Origin of the sequence: Brenneria uluponensis (assembly GCF_032395385.1) — a bacterium.
Classification (GTDB): domain Bacteria; phylum Pseudomonadota; class Gammaproteobacteria; order Enterobacterales; family Enterobacteriaceae; genus Prodigiosinella; species Prodigiosinella aquatilis.
Map to the genome: position 1 here is coordinate 4871102 of NZ_CP135917.1, position 21138 is coordinate 4892239.

Below are 21138 nucleotides of genomic sequence, written 5' to 3' on the forward strand. Positions count from 1 at the left end.
GTATTACTTAAGGAAAAAGAACGATGGAATTAAAAATTACCGTGGGCAAACTGCATCAACAGTCTGATATTCAGATGATCGCAAGAGATTATCTCCCAGGACAAACGCAAGAAGATTGGTCAATTAAAGCTTATAGTGAATTCAACAATATACTGAATAATGGTCATTTCCCTTGCCTGTTTGGCAGACATGCTTTTAAAAACACATCATTAATATTCACCTTTGTAACACAACAGAATCCGCAGTCAGACCTGATAAACAGTATGATGAATTATACGAAATTCGTCAGGGACGTTCCGGTTAAACAGCGTTTATATAGTCCTTTGGTATTATTTTTCGAAAAAAAAGATTTTCAGTGTCTGGCTCAAGAACATGCATTTGCATGGTCTCAGCTTCAGATGATTCACGATAACGATCCCGCCAACTGGCCGGATAACATACCATCAGAGCCGGATAATCATCTATGGTCATTTTGTTTTAATGGCATCGAACTCTTTATTAATATAAGTTGTCCACATCATCTAAAACTTAAAAGTCGTAATTTGGGTAGTCATATCGTTTTTATTATTAACCCGAGAAAAAACTTCGATATTCTTGCAAGTAACCAAGATGAAAAGGGTATAAAAGTCAGAAAACGAATCAGAAATCGAGTTTGCAATTATAACAACGGTATTGTGCCTGATGAATTGGGATTCTTTGGTAGTTCCCATAATTATGAATGGAGACAATATCAGTTGAACGAACCCGGTGATACTGTCTTGCAACGTTGCCCTCTCGTCATAAAACCCAAAAAAAATAACGAGGAGATCGCGTAATGAATATTCCACTACTGACACTGTATGTGATATCAATTTTTTTGCTAATCATTACTCCGGGCCCGGTTGTAGCGCTTATAATTAATACAACTTCTCGTTGTGGTCATCGGCGCGCCATTCTCACCAGCATTGGCACAAACTGGGCTTCTCTACTGTTAATCGCCATCGCAGCAATGGTCATTGCTGGCGTATTTTCGATCAGTAGAACATTTCTTAATATTATCAGCCTGACAGGTTGCTTATTTCTAGCCTACATTGCACTGCAATCTTTGTATCAGGATTTCAGAAAAAATAATACAACCGAAAACGCAATATCAGATTCAATTCCTTCTGAGCAGACCAACACCGGTTTTATTAAAGGGTTTTTGGTTGGTATATCTAATCCCAAAGATATTATTTTTTTCATCTCATTTTTTCCACAGTTCACCGGTATCACTCGCTCTTTCAGTATCAGTATGGTGGTACTTTCCAGTGTGTGGATAGTTATGGATTTCATGATATTACTTTTTTATATTTTCATCACAAAAGGGACATTTTTCAGCCGAAATAAAAGAAAGGTCTCTATAACGTCATCCATTTTTTTACTATTGATAGCGATAGCCGGTTTTACTTATACCAGTCATGAGCTGCTCTGCTAAAATGGACAACGTTAATTAGCCTCAATATCTTTTCACGGTATCCCTGAGGATTGCATTTTTAGTCCTGCTAATTTTTTGAGATCTCGTTTTTTGATCCCGGACTCAATTCAGTGTCACCCATAAATCAGGGTGCTTCGTCAGGACTGCAATTTCACCCGTCGTAAAAAAGGTCAGGATACCGAAGTACCTGACCTGATGATTGAAACTTCCAGATTTTGATCGCTAGAAAAGCTGCACAAGTAGCTTTTCTACACACCATCACCTCATAGTAACGAACTCTTCTGATGCCGTCGGGTGAATCGCTACGGTGTTATCGAAATCCTGTTTGGTCGCGCCCATTTTCACCGCCACCGCAAAACCTTGCAGCATTTCATCCATGCCAAAGCCGATACCGTGTATGCCGACAATCTTCTCTTCCGGCCCCACACATACCAGTTTCATACGACATGGCTGACGGTGTTGGGTCACGGCGGTATACATCGCCGTAAACGATGATTTGTACACCTTCACCTGATCGCCATACTGCTGGCGCGCCTGTGGCTCGGTCAGGCCTACGGTGCCAATCGGCGGGTGACTGAACACCACAGTCGGAACATTGGTGTAATCCAGATGCTCGTCCGGTTTGTTGTTAAACAGACGTTCAGAGAGACGACGACCTGCGGCAACAGCCACTGGCGTCAGTTCCACCGCGCCAGTATTGTCACCGACAGCATAGATGTTCTGCACATTGGTGTTCTGAAACTTATCCACCGTGATGTAGCCCTGTTCATCCAGCGCAACACCCGCCGCCGCCAGATTCAGCTTATCGGTAGCTGGCTCACGGCCAATCGCCCAGATCAGGCAATCCACTGTATGTTCTGCGCCATTTTCCAACTGTAGCGTCAGGCTGTCATCCGCGTTTTTCACCACCGCTTTGGGAATCGATTCGGTATACAGCGTCGGGCCTTCGGTGTTCATCACTTCCAGCAATGTATCAACAATCAGCGGATCAAACTGACGCAACGGCGCGTGCTTACGTACAAACAGGTGTGTTTCTGCACCCAGAGCATTCAGCACACCGGCAATTTCTACCGCGATATAACCAGCACCCACCACCGCTACGCGTTTCGGCAGCGCTTGCAGCTCAAAAAAACCATCCGAATCGATACCATATTCCACGCCAGGAATATTCGGATGGGTAGGACGTCCACCGGTTGCGATTAAAATATGCTCGGCGGTGATGCGTTCACCATTTACTTCTACGGTGTGTGCATCCACAAAGCGAGCGAACCCCTGAATCACATCAACACTATTTTTACCCAGCACATTGTCGTAAGACTGATGGATCCGGTCGATGTAGGCACTACGATTTTCAAGCAACCGATCCCAGTTGAAATGATTCACCGTCACGTCAAAACCGTAATCCGGGCCATACTGATGAATCGCTTCTGCTATTTGCGCAGCATGCCACATGATTTTCTTCGGCACACACCCGACATTAACGCAGGTGCCGCCCAGATATTTCGCTTCAATCAACGCACATTTCTTCCCATACATGGCCGCACGGTTAATCGAAGCAATACCGCCACTGCCGCCGCCAATGGAAAGGTAGTCGTAATGTTTAGTCATCAAGGGATCCTGCTTATGCAAATAAAAAGTTGCTTAGAGTGTAACGCCAGTGATCGCCTTCTCGCAAAGGCCACTTTTGTTATTGCTGAAATAGGGCAATGCTATCCGCTCCGATATTGAACACTGACAGACGTCGAATTTATGGTCATTTATTCAGGCACTACCCATTCCACCCGCGTATGGCCCGTACCGGCCGGTACCAACACCTGATGCAACCACGGCAGCACACTTTTCATTTGCGCTTCCAGTTTCCATGGCGGATTAATCACGATCATACCGGAGGCTGTCATACCGTGCCGATCGCTATCTGGCAGCACCGCCAGTTCAATTTGCAGGATGTTACGGATACCGCTGGCTTCCAGATCTTTCAGTAGCCGTTTGATATGCTGGCGCAGCACCACCGGGTACCATAACGCATATGTGCCAGTGGCGAAGCGTTTGTGCCCTTCTTTGATCCCTTCCACCACAGCCTGGTAATCGGTTTTCAGCTCATATGGCGGATCAATCAGAATAAAACCACGGCGCGACAGCGGCGGCAATTGGGAGCGCAGTTGCTGATAACCATCGGCCTTGATGACACGGGCGCGAGAATCTTTCTGAAACTCATTACGTAACAGCGGAAAATCACTGGAATGCAGCTCGGTGAGATGAATTTTGTCCTGCTCACGCAGTAACTGACGTGCAATCAGTGGTGAACCGGGGTAATAACGCAACTGACCGCTCGGATTATAAGTACGCACCACGTGCATATAGGGATCGAGCTCGGCGGGAATATCGTCACGCTGCCAGATTTTGGCAATCCCTTCCAGATATTCTCCAGTGCGCTCGGCATGTTCGCTTTTCAACTGGTAGCGTCCAGCACCCGCATGCGTATCCAGATACAGAAAGGGTTTTTCTTTTTCCTTCAGCGCAGTGATGATCAGGCTCTGAACGGTATGCTTCACGACATCGGCATGATTGCCAGCGTGAAAACTGTGACGGTAACTTAACATAGTGGTAATGGCTTTCCGATGACTTGATATAAACAAAACAGAGCCTGCGCGGTCCAGACTGCTGACGAACTCACGAACATACGTACACATCATTCTAATAAAACAAAAAATTCATTTTGAATCAATGCATTAACTACTAAGACAGAAAAGCATTATTGGCACAGTATAAACTGTCGGGTGCACAAAATAACCCGCCAATACCGATATACAGCGCTTTTCCTGAAGTTTTGCGCATTTCCCCGCATTCTAAGGTAAAAACCACCAAAAACATGTGCGGTGTTTCGTCACATGATGGAAGATGCTTTCGGGGTGGCTTTTCAGCCATTGATTTTCACAATCTTTGACCTCATCTTAGTGGTTAATCCGCAAGTTATGTCAGCCTTGTCAGTGACAGGACAAGGAATCATCAACGCTATTCAGGACTGCGCCATGACCAATCCATTACTTACCTCGTTTACCCTGCCGCCTTTCTCCCGGATAAAAACGGAAGATATTGTGCCTGCCATACAGGCCGCACTGGATGACTGCCGTCAGGCGGTGGAGCAGGTTGTCGCACAGTCAGGACCTTTTACCTGGGAAACCCTGTGCCAGCCACTGACTGCAAGTGATGACCGACTGGGACGCCTCTTTTCGCCCGTCAGTCACCTGAACTCGGTCAAAAACAGCCCCGAACTGCGCACTGCCTATGAACAGTGTCTGCCGTTACTCTCTGAATACAGTACCTGGGTAGGCCAGCACGCCGGGTTGTACCGTGCTTACCGCGACCTGCGCGACGGTACACACTACGCGGCACTCAGCGTGGCACAGAAAAAAACCGTGGATAACGCGTTACGCGACTTCGAACTGTCCGGTATCGCCCTGCCCGCCGACCAACAAAAGCGCTACGGTGAAATCACAGCACGTCTGTCCGAATTGGGGTCGCTCTACAGCAACAATGTGCTGGACGCCACTATGGGTTGGTCCAAATTGATCACCGATGTCAGCGAGCTGGAAGGATTGCCGGAAAGCGCGCTGGCAGCAGCCAAAGCGCTAGCGGAGAGCAAAGAACAGGATGGCTGGCTGCTGACGTTGGATATCCCCAGCTATCAGCCCATTATGATGTACTGCGCTAATCAGGCATTGCGTGAAGAGATGTACCGCGCTTACGCCACCCGCGCTTCCGATCAGGGGCCGCATGCCGGTAAGTGGGATAACAGTGAGGTCATGGCCGAGGAACTAGCGCTACGCCACGAACTGGCGCAACTGCTGGGTTTCGAGAGTTTTGCTCATAAATCCCTGGCCACCAAAATGGCGGAAACGCCACAGCAGGTTATCGACTTCCTGACCGATCTGGCCAAACGTGCCCGTCCCCAGGGGGAACAGGAATTGGCGCAACTGCTCGCTTTCGCCAAAGAACATTATGGTGTGGAAGAATTGCAGGCCTGGGACATCGCCTACTACAGCGAGCATCAAAAACAGCACCTTTATTCCATCAGTGACGAACAACTACGCCCTTACTTCCCTGAATCACGCGTACTAAAAGGGTTGTTTGAAGTCGTGAACCGCCTGTATGGCATCCGTGCCGAAGAGCGCATGGACATCGACGTATGGCATCCGGAAGTCCGCTTTTTCGATCTGTTTGATGAAAATGGTGAACTGCGTGGCAGCTTCTATCTCGACCTGTATGCCCGCGAAAACAAACGTGGTGGTGCCTGGATGGATGACTGTGTCGGTCGTCTGCGCAAAGACAACGGCGACATCCAGAAACCAGTGGCATACCTGACCTGCAACTTCAACCGCCCAGTTAACGGTAAACCAGCGCTGTTCACCCATAATGAAGTGACGACGCTGTTCCATGAATTCGGCCACGGGCTGCACCATATGCTGACTCAAATCGATACCGCTGGTGTCGCTGGCATCAACGGTGTGCCATGGGATGCGGTCGAGCTACCGAGTCAGTTTATGGAAAACTGGTGCTGGGAACCTGACGCGCTGGCATTCATCTCTGGTCATTACGAAACCGGAGAACCTCTGCCACAAGCGATGCTGGATAAAATGCTGGCGGCCAAAAACTATCAGGCTGCGCTATTCATCCTGCGTCAGTTGGAATTCGGCCTGTTTGATTTCCGCCTGCATACCGAATACGACCCGGCCAAAGGTGCCCGTATCCTGCCGACACTGGCCGAAATCAAGGCGCAGGTCGCCGTCGTACCCAGCCCAAGCTGGGGCCGTTTCCCGCACGCATTCAGCCACGTGTTTGCCGGTGGTTATGCTGCTGGTTATTACAGCTACCTGTGGGCAGATGTGCTGGCGGCTGATGCCTATTCCCGTTTTGAAGAGGAAGGTATTTTCAACCGCGCTACCGGCCAATCATTCCTGGATAACATCCTGTCTCGTGGTGGTTCGGAAGAACCGATGGAACTGTTTAAACGCTTCCGTGGTCGTGAACCGAAACTGGATGCCATGCTGCACCATTACGGCATTAAAGAGTGAAGATTGGCTTGTTGACCGAAGAGGGTGCCGACAACGGCCCTCTCAACGCATTAGCCGAGCGATGGGGATTAGTTGTCGATCCAAACGCCACAATAGCACTGGTGTTAACGCCACAACGGCTAGAGTTGCGCAAACTGGATGAACCAAAACTTGGGGCAATTTACGTCGATTTTGCCTCAGGAGCCATGACGCACCGCCGTCGCTTTGGCGGTGGCCGCGGCGAAGCGGTTGCCAAGGCGGTAGGGATCAAAAAGAATTACCTGCCGGATGTCGTGGACGCCACCGCCGGACTGGGGCGTGACGCGTTTATATTGGCATCACTGGGTTGCCGTGTGCGCATGGTCGAGCGTAACCCCGTCGTCGCCGCGCTGCTGGATGATGGTTTACAGCGCGGTTATCGGCATCCTGAGATTGGTGGCTGGTTACGTGAACGCCTGACGTTGATCCATGCTTCCAGCGTGACCGCACTGGCCGCCATCACCCCACCGCCTGACGTGGTGTATCTAGACCCAATGTTTCCTCACCGACAAAAAAGCGCGCTGGTGAAAAAAGAGATGCGAGTGTTCCAGACACTGGTCGGCACCGATGACGATGCTGATGCACTACTGGCGCCGGCGCTGGCGCTGGCGAAAAAACGCGTGGTGGTCAAACGCCCTGACTATGCCCCGCCGCTGGCCGGTATTCCGGCACAATCCGCGCTGGAAACCAAAAGCCACCGCTTTGATTTTTATCTGCCACAACCACCTCACCACGAGTGAGGTGACCACGTTTGATAACAAACATTCTGATGCCAACCCCTGCCCCCTTTTACAAGGGCAGGGGTAACACCATGATCTAAATCGGGTTAACGCCGCCCTTGAAAAAAGGGAGGAGGTCATAAATGGCAAAGCGACTAATTTAGTCAGATATCAGAGCGCACGTCGATAGGTCATAGCGGCGAAACCACTGGAATGACACCCAGCGCTGGTGGGCCAGGTATCCCGGGCTGAGGCACAACATTATCATCACACTCGTGACGATTATTTGTAGATCCCCACCGTCGGTGTACCACCCACATAAGCGTAACCGCGGTACATACCTTCACTGTTAAACGGCAAAGCAATATTGCCATAGCGGTCAACGGCAATCAGGCCACCGCTACCACCCAGCGCATGTATTTTTTCCATCACCACCCGCTCTGCTGCCTGCGGCAGTGGCATATTGCCGTATTCCATCAAAGCCGATACGTCATAGGCGGCCACCGTGCGCATAAAGACCTCACCGGTACCAGTACAGGAAACCGCGACAGTCTGGTTGTTAGCATAACAACCCGCGCCGATAATCGGTGAGTCGCCAACACGCCCCACTTGCTTATTGGTCATGCCGCCAGTCGATGTCGCCGCCGCCAGATTGCCCTCAGCATCCAGCGCCACCGCACCGACAGTGCCGAATTTGTGGTTGGGATCGATAGGTTCATCACTGCCTGACGCGCTTTGTCCATCATGATCCAGCACGACTTTGCCCGCGCCTTGCTGGGCATTCAGCAGTTGTTGATAGCGCTCTTCGGTAGAAAAGAATGCCGGTTCCACCATCTCCAACCCTTGCTCACGAGCAAAAGCTTCAGCACCAGCTGCGGTAAACATCACATGCGGACTGCGCTCCAGCACGGCCCGGGCCGCGAGTATCGGGTTACGAACATGACTGACACCAGTAATGGCACCAGCATCCAGTGTGCGACCATCCATCATGCTGGCATCCAGTTCATGCGTACCCGAATGGGTAAACACCGAACCTCTGCCGGCGTTAAATAACGGACACTCTTCCAGTAGACGAACCGCCTCCGTCACCGCGTCCAGCGCCGTACCACTTTGAGCCAGAATCTCCTGACCACGGCTGATAACCGCCAGCAGAGCCGCACGATAACGTTGTTCTTTATCATCGCTCATTGATGAGCGGGTCAGCGCCCCTGCGCCGCCGTGGATCACAATAACCGGTTTCATTGCATTTCTCTTTTTCAACAGATGAGATTATCGCCAAACGTTAATTCTGCGTGGTGGCCAGATAAGAAAAAGCACACAACAGGCTGATAATACCGACCATGGTCTGGCTGGTGTAAGTCACCGTAATCGCATCCTGACGCTGCACGCCGGGGATCAGGCAGAACAGATCCGCCAAAACTGGTTTGGCTACCATCATTTCCAGTTGATACGGTGCCTGTATGCGCGATGTTTTTTCCCGGTGCGCCTTCTGTACCGCTTGTGTGGCGGCGATACGGATAGCCTGGCGGGCCGCTTCCGGGCTGAGGGACTCTGCGGCAGTCTGGGAAATAGCCCGTTTCACGCACACATAATCCGCCGCCGGGTAATAATGTGAAATCCAGTGTTGCAGGGTGTCGTCACCGCTCACCAGCCACAGTGGGGTATTCAGCTCGGCCCCGGCAGCGGCATAAATATCGCTTTCGCCCATGATTTCGCCATTGATTTTTACCCGGTAGAAAGCACGGCCATTAATGGTGTGCGCCAACACACCAAATTCGCCGGCGGCACTGTGATAACCGATGAACATCAGGCCATCGAACGGCTGCTGTTGCAGCCCTTCCACCATGGATAATCCACGCGGTTTGCCCTGTACCAACCGGGCACGTGCATCGATATTCTCTGCACGCAGATTGGTCATCGCTCCATGGCTGTCGGCGACCACCACTTCGGTGGCACCACCGGCAAACGAGCCGTCAATGGCAGCGTTCACTTCTTGTTCCATCAGCCCGCGAGCGAGCTGATATTCCGGATTGCCGGGGCTGCATTGCTCCGGACGCATCACACCGGCAATACCTTCAATATCCGCTGAAATAAAGACTCTCATGACTCGTTCCTTAATCGGGAAAAACCTGTACCAGACGATCCAGCACCTGCGTCAGTGTGGGCCGATAATGTCCGCGAAAACCCGTCACCGCTTCTGCCTGTAGCATGGCATCCAGCACGGCATGTTCAGTCGCATCGGCGGCGGCACTCAGTAAGGGTTCAAGCCGGGCATCATCCGGTGGTTGTGGTATCGATCGGGTAGAAAAAGCCACCGCGATATCACCGGAACCGTGGCCCCAATAGCTACCGAGCCGGCCCAGTCCGGCCCCGGCGCGTTTGGCAATGCGGCTGAGCTGACGCGCATCGAGTGGTGCGTCAGTCGCCATAATAATGATGATCGATCCAGCATCCCGCTGCGGTGTCAGCGCTGGCAGCAGCGGCGCGATAACATCTCCGGCCTGTACACCGTCCAGTGTCAAGGCGGAGAGCGTGCCGAAGTTCGCCAGAACCAGCACGCCCAGCGTGGCGTCAAGATCCGGAATCAGGCGTGACGCAGTACCGATGCCACCTTTCAAGCCGAAGCAGCTCATACCGCGACCAGCACCGACGCTGCCGCGTGCAAACGTTGCAGCAGCATTATTCAATGCGGACTGCGCCATTGATTCCGTCACCGCCAGGGCCTGAATATCGTTCAGCCAACCGTCGTTGCACTCCAGCGCCAGTGGATTAACGGTGGGCAGTTCACGGCCCAGTTCCGAGTTTTTATGAATAGCATCCCGCACCAGCGTGGTAAACAGCGTGCCAACCGACAACGTATTGCCGAGTAGAATAGGAGTTTGCAACTGGCCCAATTCTTCAATCTGTATCAAGCCCACTGGTTTGGCAAAACCGTTGAGTACCGCCGCGCCGCAAGGCAACGGTTGAAGAAACAGATTATCGCCGGACGGAACAATGGCGGTGACACCAGTCTGAATCCCGCCATCCGCCAACGTAACATGACCAACACGCACCCCGGCAACATCGCTGATACTGTTGCCCGGCCCGCTGATACCTCGCGGGGAACCCAGTCGGCGCTCATCGCGCCAGCGTCGCAGCAGTGGAGCCAGTCGTGCCTGTTGGTAGCAAGTCATGTCGATATCTCAGCTTTTCAGTTTTGGATCCAGCGTATCACGCAGCGCATCACCCAGCAGGTTGAACGCCAACACGGTGAAGAAAATCGCCAGACCGGGGAATACGCTGACATGCCACTGTCCGGCCATCATCGAACTGCGGCTCATGGCCAGAATGTTGCCCCATTCCGGCACATCCGGTTCCGGGCCGAGGCCGATAAAACTCAGGCTGGCCGCCGTGATGATGCTGGTGCCAATACGCATGGTGAAATAGACGATCACATTGGACAACGTACCCGGCAAAATATGACGCAACAGGATAATACGATCCGGCGCACCGGCGCAGCGTACGGCCTCCACATAGGCGGCTTGTTTGAGCGACAATGTGGAAGCGCGCACAATACGGGCAAATACCGGTACGCTGAATACCGCCACCGCAATAATCACGTTATTCAGACCTGGCCCGAGGATGGCGACCACCGCAATCGCCAGCAGCATGCCGGGAAAAGCGAATAGCACGTCCGCACCACGCATGATCAACATATCCGCCCAACGGCCGTAGTAGCCGGCCAGCAGACCGAGCACAATGCCCACCAGCATACCCAACGTGACAGAGAAAATACCGATATACAGCGAAATCCGCGCGCCATAAATGATACGACTCAGCACATCGCGCCCCAGATCATCGGTCCCCATCCAGTGGCTGAAAGACGGTGGTGAGGAGAGCGCCATCCAGTCCGAGTCCATCGGGTTATAAGGTGCCAACCAGGGCGCAAAAATCGCCATCAAGACCAGCAGCAGAATAAATCCACCGGAAACCAGCGCCGTCGGATTGCGAATAAAGGCGTGAAAAAAATCGCTCCACGGTGAACGGATAGAGCTTTCGTCAAGAGATACCGCCACAGCGGGCTCAGCAGGAAGATTCATCGCAGCTCCTAACGTAAGCGAATTGCCGGATTGACCACCGCATACAGCAGGTCTACCAGCAGATTAATAAAAATGAACTCAAACACAAATAACATCACCAGCGCCTGAATAACCGGCTGGTCTTGTGTTTTGATTGATTCGATCAGTAACCAGCCGAGTCCCGGCCAGTTGAATACACTTTCCACCACAATCGAACCACCGAGCAGAAAACCAAACTGCAACCCCAGCATGGTGATCACCGGAATCAACGCATTACGCATCACGTGTTTCCAGGTCACCAACCGGTTGCGCAACCCTTTAGCGCGGGCAGTACGCACATAGTCTTCTTGTGTCACTTCCAGAAAGGCGGAGCGGGTGAAACGAGCCATCACAGCCGCCACCGAGGCACCCAGCGTCAACGCGGGCAGAATAATGTCCGATGGGCGGTTGTAACCGCTGACAGAGAACACCCCAAACGGCATGGCAACAAACTGAATCAGCAGCAAGCCGAGCCAGAACGGCGGCATGGAAATCCCGCCTACCGCCATACTCATTAGCGACCAATCCTGCCATTTCCCGCGTTTAAGAGCGGACACCACACCAATCAGCAGACCGAGCACCACCGACCAGGCGAACCCGGCCAGGGCCAGCCACATCGTGGGCATAAAGCCCTTTTCGATCACGCTCAGCACCGGTTGCTGGGTACGATAAGTGACACCCAGATCCCCATGCGCCATACCGCTCAGCCAGTGGATATATTGCTCTGGCAGCGGGTCATTCAGCCCCAGATGTACACGGGCCGCTTCCACCGCTTCAATCGGCGCATCAGGCCCGGCGTAAGTTCGTGCCGGATCTCCCGGCAACAGTTTTATAAAACCGAACACCAACAGGGAGACCACCAGTAACACCGGGATCATTTCCAGCAAACGTCGGACAAAATAAGCAAACATGGCGTTCTCCCTGCGTGATTACTTGAACTCAGCCTGATCGAAGACCAGCGAACCGTCTGCCAGCATGTAAACGCCAGACAGGTTTTTCACTTTACCCACCAGATTGTCCGGTACACCCAGGAATACGATCGGGGCATCTTTCCAGATCAACTTCTGAGCATCGGCGTACGCTGCGGCACGTTTGCTAGCATCAGCGGTAGCCAGTCCGGCCATGATGTCTTTATCCACCGCCGGATTGCTGTAGTAAGACACATTGTAGGCTTTCGGCACCCAGGACTCGGTGGCAAACAGCGGACGCAACGCCCAGTCAGCATCACCGGTAGAAGGCGACCAGCCACCGTAATACATATCAAACGCCGCATCCTTCGGATCCTTCACGCCCCACAGTTTTTCGTTACGGGAGCCAGAATCCATCGGCGTGACCGTTACCTTGATCCCTACCTGCGCCAGTTGCTGTTTGAAGAACTGAGCACTACGCACGTAGTCAGTACGGTTAGTAGTCCACAGGTTCAGCTCCAGTCCCTTGGCATAACCCGCTTCTTTCAGCAATTCTTTCGCTTTGGCCGGGTTATAGGTGTAGTTGGGAGTATGCTGGCTGCTGAAGAACTGGACTCGTGGGGCCATCGCCGAAGACGCTGGCAACCCCATACCGGCAAAACCGACTTTCAGCCAGATGTTACGGTTGATAGCGTAGTTTAATGCCTGGCGTACGCGGACATCTTTCAGCGGGGTGTGTTGGGTATTAAGCGCCAGATAGAACAGATAGATACTGGGATCGCGTTGAATCGCCAGCTTGCTGTCATCGCGTACGGCGCTAACCAGATCAGACGGCAGCGGGTAGATCGCATCCGACTGGCCGGATTTCAATGATGCCACACGGGTAGAGTCTTCCGGACTGGGATAGAAGGTCACGCTGTCTACTTTCGGCCAGCCTTTCTGCCAATAGTGGTTGTACTTCACCAACTTCACGTCTTTGCCCTGTTGCCACTCTTCAAACTTGAACGGTCCGGTTCCTACCGGATGCACGCGCAGTTGAGCTTCATCCGGATACTGCTTCAGTGACGCCGGGCTATGCATAACAGCGGACGGATGTGCCAACGTGTTGATAAACGCACCGAATGACTGATTGAGATCGATTTTCACCTCGGTAGGAGAAAGCACCGTCACACTTTTAATCATCTTGAACAGGCTGTTGCGCTTCAGACCTTTGGTCTGATCAGCCAGGCGATCCAGGTTGACTTTCACCGCCTCGGCGTTAAACGGTGTGCCGTCCTGAAAGGTCACATCTTTACGCAGCGTAATGGTAAACTCGGTAGCATCAGCGTTACCGGTATAGCTTGTTGCCAGGCACGGTATCAGTTTCATCTGGCTATCAAACTGGAACAGCCGCTCGAAAATACCACTTTGCACGGAGTAACTCAGGGTATCGGACGTATCATGTGGGTCGAGTCCGGTGATATCAGCGTACATGGAAATACGAAGATCTTGCGCCTGGGATGCAGCCACCAGACACAATGACAGCCCGAGGGCGACGGCGGATCGGCTAAATAGTAGCTTCATGGTGTCTCTCCTGTAATGTTATGACGTCGTGTTATGCTGTAATATGTTGTTTTATTTATACAATAAATTGCTTACTTCAACTTACGGTCTCGCTTTCGCTCACCCAGTGGTGCGGGGCGACCTGCCGATAGCGAGTTTTTTCCACCACTTCGCCAATCTTACGCAGCGGTGAGGGAATTTCACTGTCATCCAACTGACGCTCATAACGCCGGGTAGGATCCGCCACGGGCACGGAAGCCAGCAGGCGACGGGTATATGAATGCTGTGGGTTGTTAAATACCGACTGGCGCGGCCCGATTTCCACAATCTGTCCGAGGTACATTACCGCCACCCGATTGGCGATGCGTTCAACCACTGCCATGTCATGGGAGATAAAAATCCATGACACGCCGGTTTTCTGTTGCAGCTCCATCATCAGATTGACTACCTGGGCTTGAATGGAAACATCCAATGCCGAGACGGCCTCATCAGCGATGATTATCTGTGGTTGTAGCGCCATAGCGCGGGCAATGGCGATGCGCTGACGCTGACCGCCGGAGAATTCATGCGGGTAGCGACGAGCATGTTCCGGTTGCAGACCGACACTTTTCAGCAACGCCTGTACCTGAGGCGTGGCTTCCTCCAGTGATTTCACCAGCCCGTGCAGCAATAAGGGTTCGGCAATGGTGAAACCCACCGTCAGACGCGGGTTAAGCGAGGCATACGGGTCCTGAAATACCATCTGCATTTTGCGACGCAACGGCTGGAACGCCCGGTCTTTTATGTCGGCAATTTCCTTCCCCTGGAACAACAAACTTTCACTCTCACTGTCTACCAACCGCAGCAATGCCCGGCCAGTGGTGGATTTGCCACAGCCACTTTCGCCGACAATCGCCAACGTTTCCCCCGGCCAGACGGTAAAATCGATCTGTTCCACCGCGTGCACCCGATGGGTGACCGTGGACAGGATGCCAGTGCTTACCGGGTAATAAACTTTCAGTCCGTGGACATCCAGTAGCGGTGGGGTGTCATACTGTGCGGTGATATGATCCTGCTCCGGTTCCGGGTTCTCTTGGCCCAGCAGCGGAAAACGTCGTGGCCACGCATTGTCTTGCATATCCCCCAGGCGAGGCACCGCAGCCAGCAGCGCCTGAGTATAGGCATGCTGTGGGCGCTTAAAAATGGCTTCCACACTTCCCTGCTCGACCACTTCCCCCTGATACATCACCACCACCCGGTCGGCAATTTCTGCCACCACGCCCATATCGTGGGTGATAAACAGCACAGACATGTCGCCCTGCTGTTGTAGATCGCGCAGGATTTGCAGAATGCGGGCCTGTACGGTGACATCCAATGCCGTGGTGGGTTCGTCGGCAATCAATAACTGCGGATCGCAAACCAGCGCCTGCGCAATCATCACCCGCTGACGCATACCACCGGAAAGTGAGTGCGGATAGCTGTCCATCACCCGGTCAACATCCGCAATGCGGACTTTGTGCAGCAACTCGCGGGCTTTTTTATCCGCACTGGCGGCATCACATATCTGGTGGTCGAGTAGCGCTTCGGTGATCTGATCGCCCACTTTCAGCACCGGATTGAGCGAGGTCATCGGCTCCTGAAAAATCATCGACATTTCCCGTCCGCGCAACTGGCGACGAGATTCACTACTCAGATTCAGCAGTGCATGCCGCTGGTTGTCGCGGGCGGTAAAGTGAATATCGCCATGCTCAATCTTGGCAGCCTCAGCCAGCAGTCCCATCACTGTCAGGGAAGTGACAGATTTGCCCGAGCCGCTTTCACCCACTACCGCGACCACTTCACCTTTGTTAACGGTAAAAGAGACATCTTTTAATGCCAGGTGCTTACCGGAACGGCCACTGAAGCTGACGCTCAGGTTTTTGATTTCCAGCACCGGGCGAGGTGCATTCCCGGATGCTGTGGCGGCTACCGGTTCAGTTTGCGTGATATCCGTCATCGTCACTCCGGTTGTGTTGCTCATAGCCAGATACGGCCAAGGTTATAGGTTAGGTATGGCGAACTGTCGGCCGCCAGCCAGATAGGGCCATCCAGATCCACGTGTTCAGCGCAAATAGCCACGGGTAACGCCGCTTCCATCGCCAGCGATGAACCCAACATGCAGCCCATCATCAAACGCAGACCATGCTGTTTGGCTTCTTCCACCATAGCCAGCGCTTCCGTCAGACCACCGCACTTATCCAGCTTGATGTTGATCATGTCATAGCGGCCACGCAGCCCGGCAATATCGCCCCGGTGATGGCAGCTTTCATCGGCGCATACGGGGATGGCGTGAGCGAAATCCGCCAGTGCGGCATCGTTACCGGCAGGCAGGGGTTGTTCCACCATCGCTACATGGTAAGCCGCCAGCGATTTCAGTAATGAATCGAGATCCAAACCGCTCCAGGCCTCATTGGCATCGACAATCAGCGTGGCATTGGGCGCCGCCTGCCGAATCGCCGCCACTTTTTCGAGAATCAGATCACGATCAAGTTTGATTTTCAGCAGCAGCGCGCCACGGGATACCGCATCCTGCGCCATACTCGCCATGTTTGATAGCGTATCGAGACTTAAGGTTTCGGCCGTGATCACTGATTGCGGTGGCTGAATGTTCAGGTATTGCCACAGTGTCTGTTTGCTCAGTGCCGCATTCAGTCGCCACAAAGCGCAGTCCAGTGCATTACGTGCCGAGCCTGGCGGTAACAGGCGTTGCAGGTCATCGATCGTGATACCGTTCTCTACCGCCTGGCGTACTGCTTGCAGCTGCTGGCTGACGCTCTCGGCGGTTTCCTGGTAATGCGCAGTCGGTGTACATTCACCACGTCCGATAAAACCACGTTCTTCCAGCGTAACCCGTATTACCGTCACGGCAGTACGAGTACCACGGGAGATGGAAAAAGGTCGGGCCAGCGGCAGTTCTACCGTTTCAATCTGCATCTGTCGCATCAGCTTATCCCCGGTCTCTCAGCAGTGCGGCGATGTCGTCAATACCAAAACGTATCGGGTCAGTGGCCGGGACACCAAACTGCTGGCTGAGCTGGTCACAGTAATCACGCGCTTCCTGCTCATTGTGGCCGGACGTATTGATGGCAAAACCAGCCAGTTGGACGTCAGGGTTAGTTACCCGTGCGGCTCGCAGGTTGGCTTCTACGCAATCATCCAGACTGACCATCGGCTGATGCGGCAAATGACGCATATGAGGACGGCCCATTTCATGGCACATCACCAGCCAGTGCGGCTGCGCACCGTGAATCAGACCAGTGCTGACACCCGCATAAGACGGGTGAAACAACGAACCCTGTCCTTCGACGATATCCCAGTGATCATCGTCGTTGGCTGGAGACAACGCTTCGGCGGCACCGGCAATAAAATCGGCGATCACCGCATCAATGGCGATACCGTCACCCGCGACCAGAACACCCGTCTGACCGGTAGCGCGGAAATCCGCCTTCATGCCTAACGCACGCATGGCCGCTTCCAGTGCCAGTGAGGTATACATTTTGCCGACGGAGCAATCTGTACCGACCGTCAGTACGCGTTTACCGCTGCGTTTTTTACCGCTACCCACGGTAAGCTCCGGCCGCATGTGGCGAATATCAAACAACTGTACCTGATGCTGATCAGCCAGTTCCTGTAAACCCGGTACGTCAGTCAGGCGCTGATGCAGACCATTGGCGACATTCATACCGGCGGTGATAGCTTCACATACGGTGGCGATCCAGTGCTGAGGAAGAAATCCGCCAGCATTAGCCGTACCCAGGACCAGTGTTTTGGCACCGTGGGCGACAGCGGCCTGAATATCCAGATCGTCCAACCCTAGTGACACAGTGCTGCCCGGCAAACGCAATTGCCCGACACACTGTTCAGGGCGCCAGGAATAAATGCCACGTGCCGTTTTTACCGCTAGCGGATCAGTCACGTCACCAAGGAAAAGCAGGTAAGGTTGAGGAATCAGCATAATGTCTTAATCCGTGATCAAATGAGATTGATAAGACTATTCCACGATGCATCTATACTGACGAATACTTGTTTATGAGTGGGGTATAACCTTGGGCTATACCATATAAACAACTTAACTTATTGTTAAATAATAATTTAATGGGATTATATAACACCAAGTAAATGATGGTGATGCCATAACCATACGTTAATGTTATAGCTGTAAAATCGGATTAAAACAGCGATCAAACCAATATACCCACTAGTTTGAAAGATGGCGGGTTTACGCAGCCCTGATGACTGACATCAATAAAAAACCGTATTAAGCCATGGTGATAAGGTGGATGATATTTAGCAATGCCACTAGCAGCGCGGTAGCCACAATAGCTAACGTAAAAAAACGCGCCATGTGAATGGTCAGCCCGGAGCAAGGATGGTTGGTATGCAGGATAAAACGCAATCGCAGTGCGGACCAGATGTACATGACAAGAGTAACCAGTAGCAGCAGTATACCGGCGACCAGCATGACCATCTGATTTTTCATCGATCCGGCTTTCAGCAGCAATACGCTATTCACCAGCATCAGGAATGCGGTGCGGGACCATGCCAGCCCAGTACGTTCAGGCTGTAGACCCGGATCCCGGGGTGCAGTCAGGTTGTTCACCATTCACCTTGCCTTAAATCAGTAAAATGACCAGTGCCAACATCACCGAAATACCGATAATGCAGCTGGCGATAATAATCAACATCCGGGTATAGGGCAGACTTTTTCCGGTACGCATCGCCAATTCATTGGAAACCCAGCGACGATAGGCCATAAATGCCAGTAGCGCCGAGACAAACGAAAGAAAAATAGCCACACTTTCCCGTACCATTAACGGTGCCAGATTGAGCGCAAACTGATCGATAGCCACTGCGCCAGCCAGAAATGCCATCGCAGTACGGATCCATGCCAGAAAAGTACGTTCATTCGCCAGGGAAAATCGATAATCCGGCGTACTGCCCTGCTGTTGCCAGGGGATTTTCTTGGGCGATATTCTGGTAGTCTGCGGGGAATCACTCATGGTGTTATCGGCAAGCCTGATAGTAGACGATGCGGGCATTCTACACATCATGAACGCGGCGCTCCACAACCGACAGCAATACCCTATGTAACATGGTTGCATAAATTTTCATCTGTCTTGCCGGTAGGCATAGCGCAATGAAGGCCGTATAATGCGCGCCAGTCAATAAACCAGCCGGAGATGAGCCATGCGCCCTGCAGGCCGAAGTGCACAACAAATACGTCCCCTCAAATTAACCCGCAATTACACAAAACATGCCGAAGGTTCGGTGTTGGTGGAATTTGGCGATACCAAAGTCCTGTGTAATGCGACGGTAGAGGAAGGCGTCCCGCGCTTCCTGAAAGGACAGGGACAAGGCTGGGTGACCGCCGAATATGGCATGTTGCCACGCGCAACTCACAGCCGTAATGCCCGTGAAGCGGCAAAAGGCAAACAAGGTGGCCGCACCCTGGAAATCCAGCGTCTGATCGCCCGTTCTCTGCGTGCGGCTATTGATCTCAAACTTCTGGGCGAGTACACCATCACGCTGGATTGTGACGTCCTGCAAGCCGACGGCGGTACCCGCACGGCATCCATTACTGGTGCCTGTGTCGCCTTGGCCGATGCCCTCAATGGTCTGGTTGCCAGCGGTCGGCTTAAGAAAAACCCGCTGAAAGGCATGGTCGCCGCCGTATCGGTGGGAATTGTTAACGGCGAAGCGGTGTGTGACCTGGAATACGTGGAAGATTCAGTCGCTGAAACCGATATGAATGTGGTGATGACAGAAGATGGTCGCATGATTGAAGTACAGGGTACGGCAGAAGGTGAACCTTTCAGCCACGAGGAGCTGTTGTCATTGCTGGCGCTGGCGCGAGGCGGAATTGAAACCATCGTTCAGGCGCAGAAAGCGGCATTAGCCTAATCATTTTCTTAAAGCGACCTCGACGGTCGCTTTTTTATGGCCCTATAATTTTGCACCATCACAAGGAGATGCATTCATGAAAACCTATCAACGCCAGTTTATTGAATTTGCGCTCAACAAGCAGGTATTAAAATTCGGCGAATTTACCCTGAAGTCAGGGCGTACCAGCCCCTATTTCTTTAATGCCGGACTATTCAATACCGGCCGTGATCTGGCGTTACTGGGCCGTTTTTATGCCGCTGCACTGATGGATTCCGGCATTGAGTTTGATGTGCTGTTCGGGCCGGCATACAAAGGCATTCCTATTGCCACCACCACAGCCGTGGCACTGGCTGAACATCATGACCGGGATTTGCCTTACTGTTTTAACCGCAAGGAAGCCAAAGAACACGGTGAAGGGGGCAATTTGGTCGGCAGTCCGTTAGCCGGTCGCATCATGTTGGTAGATGACGTGATTACTGCTGGCACCGCCATTCGTGAATCCATGGAGATCATCGCTGCGCAGGGCGCTACATTGGCAGGGGTATTAATTGCGCTGGACCGTCAGGAACGTGGCCGCGGTGACATTTCCGCTATTCAGGAAGTGGAACGCGACTATCACTGCAAAGTGATTTCCATCATTACCCTGAAGGAATTAATTGCCTATCTAACGGAAAAACCGGAAATGGCCGACCATCTAACCGCTGTGCAGGCGTATCGCGATCAATACGGCGTATAGCAAAACGAAAGCACATAAGCGATAGTCATCAACGGCGCGATAATCATTGACGACAAGCGCCCGATTCAAACCATTCCAGACATAAAGCTAACACATCTGAGTGGCCAGCAATGGCCAGCGAAGGTCGAATTCCTGTGTGGGAAGGTAGCGAAATTCAGAACGGGTATAACGAGAAAGCATACCTTCACAGAAGGCCAGCAACTGACTTGCCAACAGAGTTTCGTCATGCTTGAAAGCCTGTCCACCACGCAATTTATGCTCACGCAAGACCTGTTTTATCTGTGATTCGATACGATCAAACAGCTGGTTAATCCGCCCTTGCAAGCGATCTTGTTCAAACATCAGCGCATGACCAGTAAGAATGCGGGTCAATCCCGGATTTTTTTCTGCAAACCCCAGAATAAGCAGCAATATCAAACGCAGACGGTTAAATGTGTCTTTTTCATCCTGCAGAATCAGGTTGATACGGGTAGTCAGACTGTTTTCAATAAATTCAATCAGGCTGTCAAACATCCGTGTTTTGCTGGGAAAATGCCGGTACAGTGCCGCTTCAGAAACCCCTACATTAGCGGCCAACTTCGCAGTGGTAATACGCTGACTCCCATCACTGGATTCCAGCATTTGCGCCAACACCTGCAAAATTTCCTCGCGACGATTCCCTTTCTTATTTTCTTTCTCTGCCATGTATGAAA

General features: G+C 52.3%; 20 protein-coding genes. 6 read left to right on the top strand and 14 right to left on the bottom strand.

Translation table 11 applies throughout. The features are described 5' to 3' along the window. Positions 1-23 precede the first annotated feature (23 nt). Complete coding sequence (locus RS889_RS22695; RefSeq protein WP_315708790.1) at positions 24-815, top strand: YqcI/YcgG family protein; 792 nt, start codon at positions 24-26, stop codon at positions 813-815. Further along, positions 815-1453 (top strand): LysE family translocator, encoded by a 639-nt coding sequence (locus tag RS889_RS22700; RefSeq protein ID WP_315708791.1) that lies wholly within the window; start codon positions 815-817, stop codon positions 1451-1453. The genes RS889_RS22695 and RS889_RS22700 overlap by 1 nt, the downstream gene beginning before the upstream one ends. Positions 1454-1711: 258 nt before the next feature. On the opposite strand, the gene gorA is transcribed toward RS889_RS22700, so the two are convergent. Continuing rightward, positions 1712-3061 carry a glutathione-disulfide reductase gene (gorA, locus tag RS889_RS22705; protein WP_315708792.1) on the bottom strand — a complete coding sequence of 450 codons (1350 nt, stop codon included), beginning with the start codon at positions 3059-3061 and terminating at the stop codon, positions 1712-1714. A 149-nt stretch (positions 3062-3210) separates the two neighbouring features. Further along, the gene (locus RS889_RS22710) at positions 3211-4053 is read right to left on the bottom strand and encodes a 23S rRNA (adenine(2030)-N(6))-methyltransferase RlmJ (protein ID WP_290181162.1); all 843 of its coding nucleotides are present in this window, start codon (positions 4051-4053) and stop codon (positions 3211-3213) included. 429 nt (positions 4054-4482) lie between these two features. On the opposite strand from RS889_RS22710, the gene prlC reads away from it, so the two are divergent. Together prlC and rsmJ are read left to right on the top strand one after the other, a co-directional pair. Next, the gene (prlC, locus tag RS889_RS22715) at positions 4483-6525 is read left to right on the top strand and encodes an oligopeptidase A (protein ID WP_037381022.1); all 2043 of its coding nucleotides are present in this window, start codon (positions 4483-4485) and stop codon (positions 6523-6525) included. Next, positions 6522-7283: a 16S rRNA (guanine(1516)-N(2))-methyltransferase RsmJ gene (gene rsmJ / locus RS889_RS22720; RefSeq protein WP_021013893.1), complete on the top strand. Its 762-nt coding sequence runs from the start codon at positions 6522-6524 to the stop codon at positions 7281-7283. The genes prlC and rsmJ overlap by 4 nt, the downstream gene beginning before the upstream one ends. A 261-nt stretch (positions 7284-7544) precedes the next feature. Here the strand turns inward: rsmJ and RS889_RS22725 are convergent, their stop codons facing one another. The 11 genes from RS889_RS22725 to RS889_RS22775 form a co-directional block, all read right to left on the bottom strand. Next, entirely contained in the window at positions 7545-8504 is a 960-nt protein-coding gene (locus RS889_RS22725; RefSeq protein WP_315708793.1) for an isoaspartyl peptidase/L-asparaginase family protein, read from the bottom strand. Between the two features lie 40 nt (positions 8505-8544). After that, the gene (locus RS889_RS22730; protein WP_315708794.1) at positions 8545-9366 is read right to left on the bottom strand and encodes a M55 family metallopeptidase; all 822 of its coding nucleotides are present in this window, start codon (positions 9364-9366) and stop codon (positions 8545-8547) included. A 10-nt stretch (positions 9367-9376) separates the two neighbouring features. Then, a complete protein-coding gene (locus tag RS889_RS22735) occupies positions 9377-10435 on the bottom strand; it encodes a DmpA family aminopeptidase (protein WP_315708795.1) in 1059 nt (352 codons plus the stop codon). 9 nt (positions 10436-10444) lie between these two features. Further along, positions 10445-11341, bottom strand: coding sequence for an ABC transporter permease subunit (locus RS889_RS22740; protein WP_021013889.1), 897 nt, complete (start codon positions 11339-11341; stop codon positions 10445-10447). A gap of 8 nt (positions 11342-11349) precedes the next feature. After that, on the bottom strand, positions 11350-12270 hold the full coding sequence (locus RS889_RS22745) for an ABC transporter permease (protein ID WP_315708796.1): 921 nt from the start codon (positions 12268-12270) through the stop codon (positions 11350-11352). Between the two features lie 18 nt (positions 12271-12288). Further along, entirely contained in the window at positions 12289-13830 is a 1542-nt protein-coding gene (locus RS889_RS22750; protein WP_315708797.1) for a glutathione ABC transporter substrate-binding protein, read from the bottom strand. 76 nt (positions 13831-13906) lie between these two features. Continuing rightward, positions 13907-15784, bottom strand: a complete 1878-nt coding sequence (locus RS889_RS22755; RefSeq protein ID WP_315708798.1) for an ABC transporter ATP-binding protein — start codon at positions 15782-15784, stop codon at positions 13907-13909. Positions 15785-15804: 20 nt separating this feature from the next. After that, entirely contained in the window at positions 15805-16770 is a 966-nt protein-coding gene (gene dgcA, locus RS889_RS22760) for an N-acetyl-D-Glu racemase DgcA (protein ID WP_315708799.1), read from the bottom strand. Between the two features lie 4 nt (positions 16771-16774). After that, a complete protein-coding gene (dgcN, locus tag RS889_RS22765) occupies positions 16775-17782 on the bottom strand; it encodes an N-acetyltransferase DgcN (protein ID WP_315708800.1) in 1008 nt (335 codons plus the stop codon). Between the two features lie 303 nt (positions 17783-18085). Continuing rightward, positions 18086-18430 carry a DUF202 domain-containing protein gene (locus RS889_RS22770; RefSeq protein WP_315708801.1) on the bottom strand — a complete coding sequence of 115 codons (345 nt, stop codon included), beginning with the start codon at positions 18428-18430 and terminating at the stop codon, positions 18086-18088. 10 nt (positions 18431-18440) lie between these two features. Continuing rightward, positions 18441-18827, bottom strand: a complete 387-nt coding sequence (locus RS889_RS22775) for a YidH family protein (RefSeq protein ID WP_315711166.1) — start codon at positions 18825-18827, stop codon at positions 18441-18443. A gap of 187 nt (positions 18828-19014) precedes the next feature. On the opposite strand from RS889_RS22775, the gene rph reads away from it, so the two are divergent. Together rph and pyrE are read left to right on the top strand one after the other, a co-directional pair. Further along, positions 19015-19728, top strand: a complete 714-nt coding sequence (rph, locus tag RS889_RS22780; RefSeq protein WP_290181152.1) for a ribonuclease PH — start codon at positions 19015-19017, stop codon at positions 19726-19728. Between the two features lie 76 nt (positions 19729-19804). After that, entirely contained in the window at positions 19805-20446 is a 642-nt protein-coding gene (pyrE, locus tag RS889_RS22785) for an orotate phosphoribosyltransferase (RefSeq protein WP_021013880.1), read from the top strand. A gap of 87 nt (positions 20447-20533) precedes the next feature. Here pyrE and slmA read toward each other — a convergent pair whose 3' ends face one another. Then, on the bottom strand, positions 20534-21130 hold the full coding sequence (gene slmA / locus RS889_RS22790; protein WP_021013879.1) for a nucleoid occlusion factor SlmA: 597 nt from the start codon (positions 21128-21130) through the stop codon (positions 20534-20536). Positions 21131-21138: the final 8 nt, after the last annotated feature.

Excerpts from the sequence above, each read along its gene's own strand:
- RS889_RS22695 (WP_315708790.1), top strand. The coding sequence starts at position 24 with ATGGAATTAAAAATTACCGTGGGCAAACTGCATCAACAGTCTGATATT.
- RS889_RS22700 (WP_315708791.1), top strand. The coding sequence starts at position 815 with ATGAATATTCCACTACTGACACTGTATGTGATATCAATTTTTTTGCTA.
- gorA (WP_315708792.1), bottom strand. The coding sequence starts at position 3,061 with ATGACTAAACATTACGACTACCTTTCCATTGGCGGCGGCAGTGGCGGT.
- RS889_RS22710 (WP_290181162.1), bottom strand. The coding sequence starts at position 4,053 with ATGTTAAGTTACCGTCACAGTTTTCACGCTGGCAATCATGCCGATGTC.
- prlC (WP_037381022.1), top strand. The coding sequence starts at position 4,483 with ATGACCAATCCATTACTTACCTCGTTTACCCTGCCGCCTTTCTCCCGG.
- RS889_RS22725 (WP_315708793.1), bottom strand. The coding sequence starts at position 8,504 with ATGAAACCGGTTATTGTGATCCACGGCGGCGCAGGGGCGCTGACCCGC.
- RS889_RS22730 (WP_315708794.1), bottom strand. The coding sequence starts at position 9,366 with ATGAGAGTCTTTATTTCAGCGGATATTGAAGGTATTGCCGGTGTGATG.
- RS889_RS22735 (WP_315708795.1), bottom strand. The coding sequence starts at position 10,435 with ATGACTTGCTACCAACAGGCACGACTGGCTCCACTGCTGCGACGCTGG.
- RS889_RS22740 (WP_021013889.1), bottom strand. The coding sequence starts at position 11,341 with ATGAATCTTCCTGCTGAGCCCGCTGTGGCGGTATCTCTTGACGAAAGC.
- RS889_RS22745 (WP_315708796.1), bottom strand. The coding sequence starts at position 12,270 with ATGTTTGCTTATTTTGTCCGACGTTTGCTGGAAATGATCCCGGTGTTA.
- RS889_RS22750 (WP_315708797.1), bottom strand. The coding sequence starts at position 13,830 with ATGAAGCTACTATTTAGCCGATCCGCCGTCGCCCTCGGGCTGTCATTG.
- RS889_RS22755 (WP_315708798.1), bottom strand. The coding sequence starts at position 15,784 with ATGACGGATATCACGCAAACTGAACCGGTAGCCGCCACAGCATCCGGG.
- dgcA (WP_315708799.1), bottom strand. The coding sequence starts at position 16,770 with ATGCGACAGATGCAGATTGAAACGGTAGAACTGCCGCTGGCCCGACCT.
- dgcN (WP_315708800.1), bottom strand. The coding sequence starts at position 17,782 with ATGCTGATTCCTCAACCTTACCTGCTTTTCCTTGGTGACGTGACTGAT.
- RS889_RS22770 (WP_315708801.1), bottom strand. The coding sequence starts at position 18,430 with ATGGTGAACAACCTGACTGCACCCCGGGATCCGGGTCTACAGCCTGAA.
- RS889_RS22775 (WP_315711166.1), bottom strand. The coding sequence starts at position 18,827 with ATGAGTGATTCCCCGCAGACTACCAGAATATCGCCCAAGAAAATCCCC.
- rph (WP_290181152.1), top strand. The coding sequence starts at position 19,015 with ATGCGCCCTGCAGGCCGAAGTGCACAACAAATACGTCCCCTCAAATTA.
- pyrE (WP_021013880.1), top strand. The coding sequence starts at position 19,805 with ATGAAAACCTATCAACGCCAGTTTATTGAATTTGCGCTCAACAAGCAG.
- slmA (WP_021013879.1), bottom strand. The coding sequence starts at position 21,130 with ATGGCAGAGAAAGAAAATAAGAAAGGGAATCGTCGCGAGGAAATTTTG.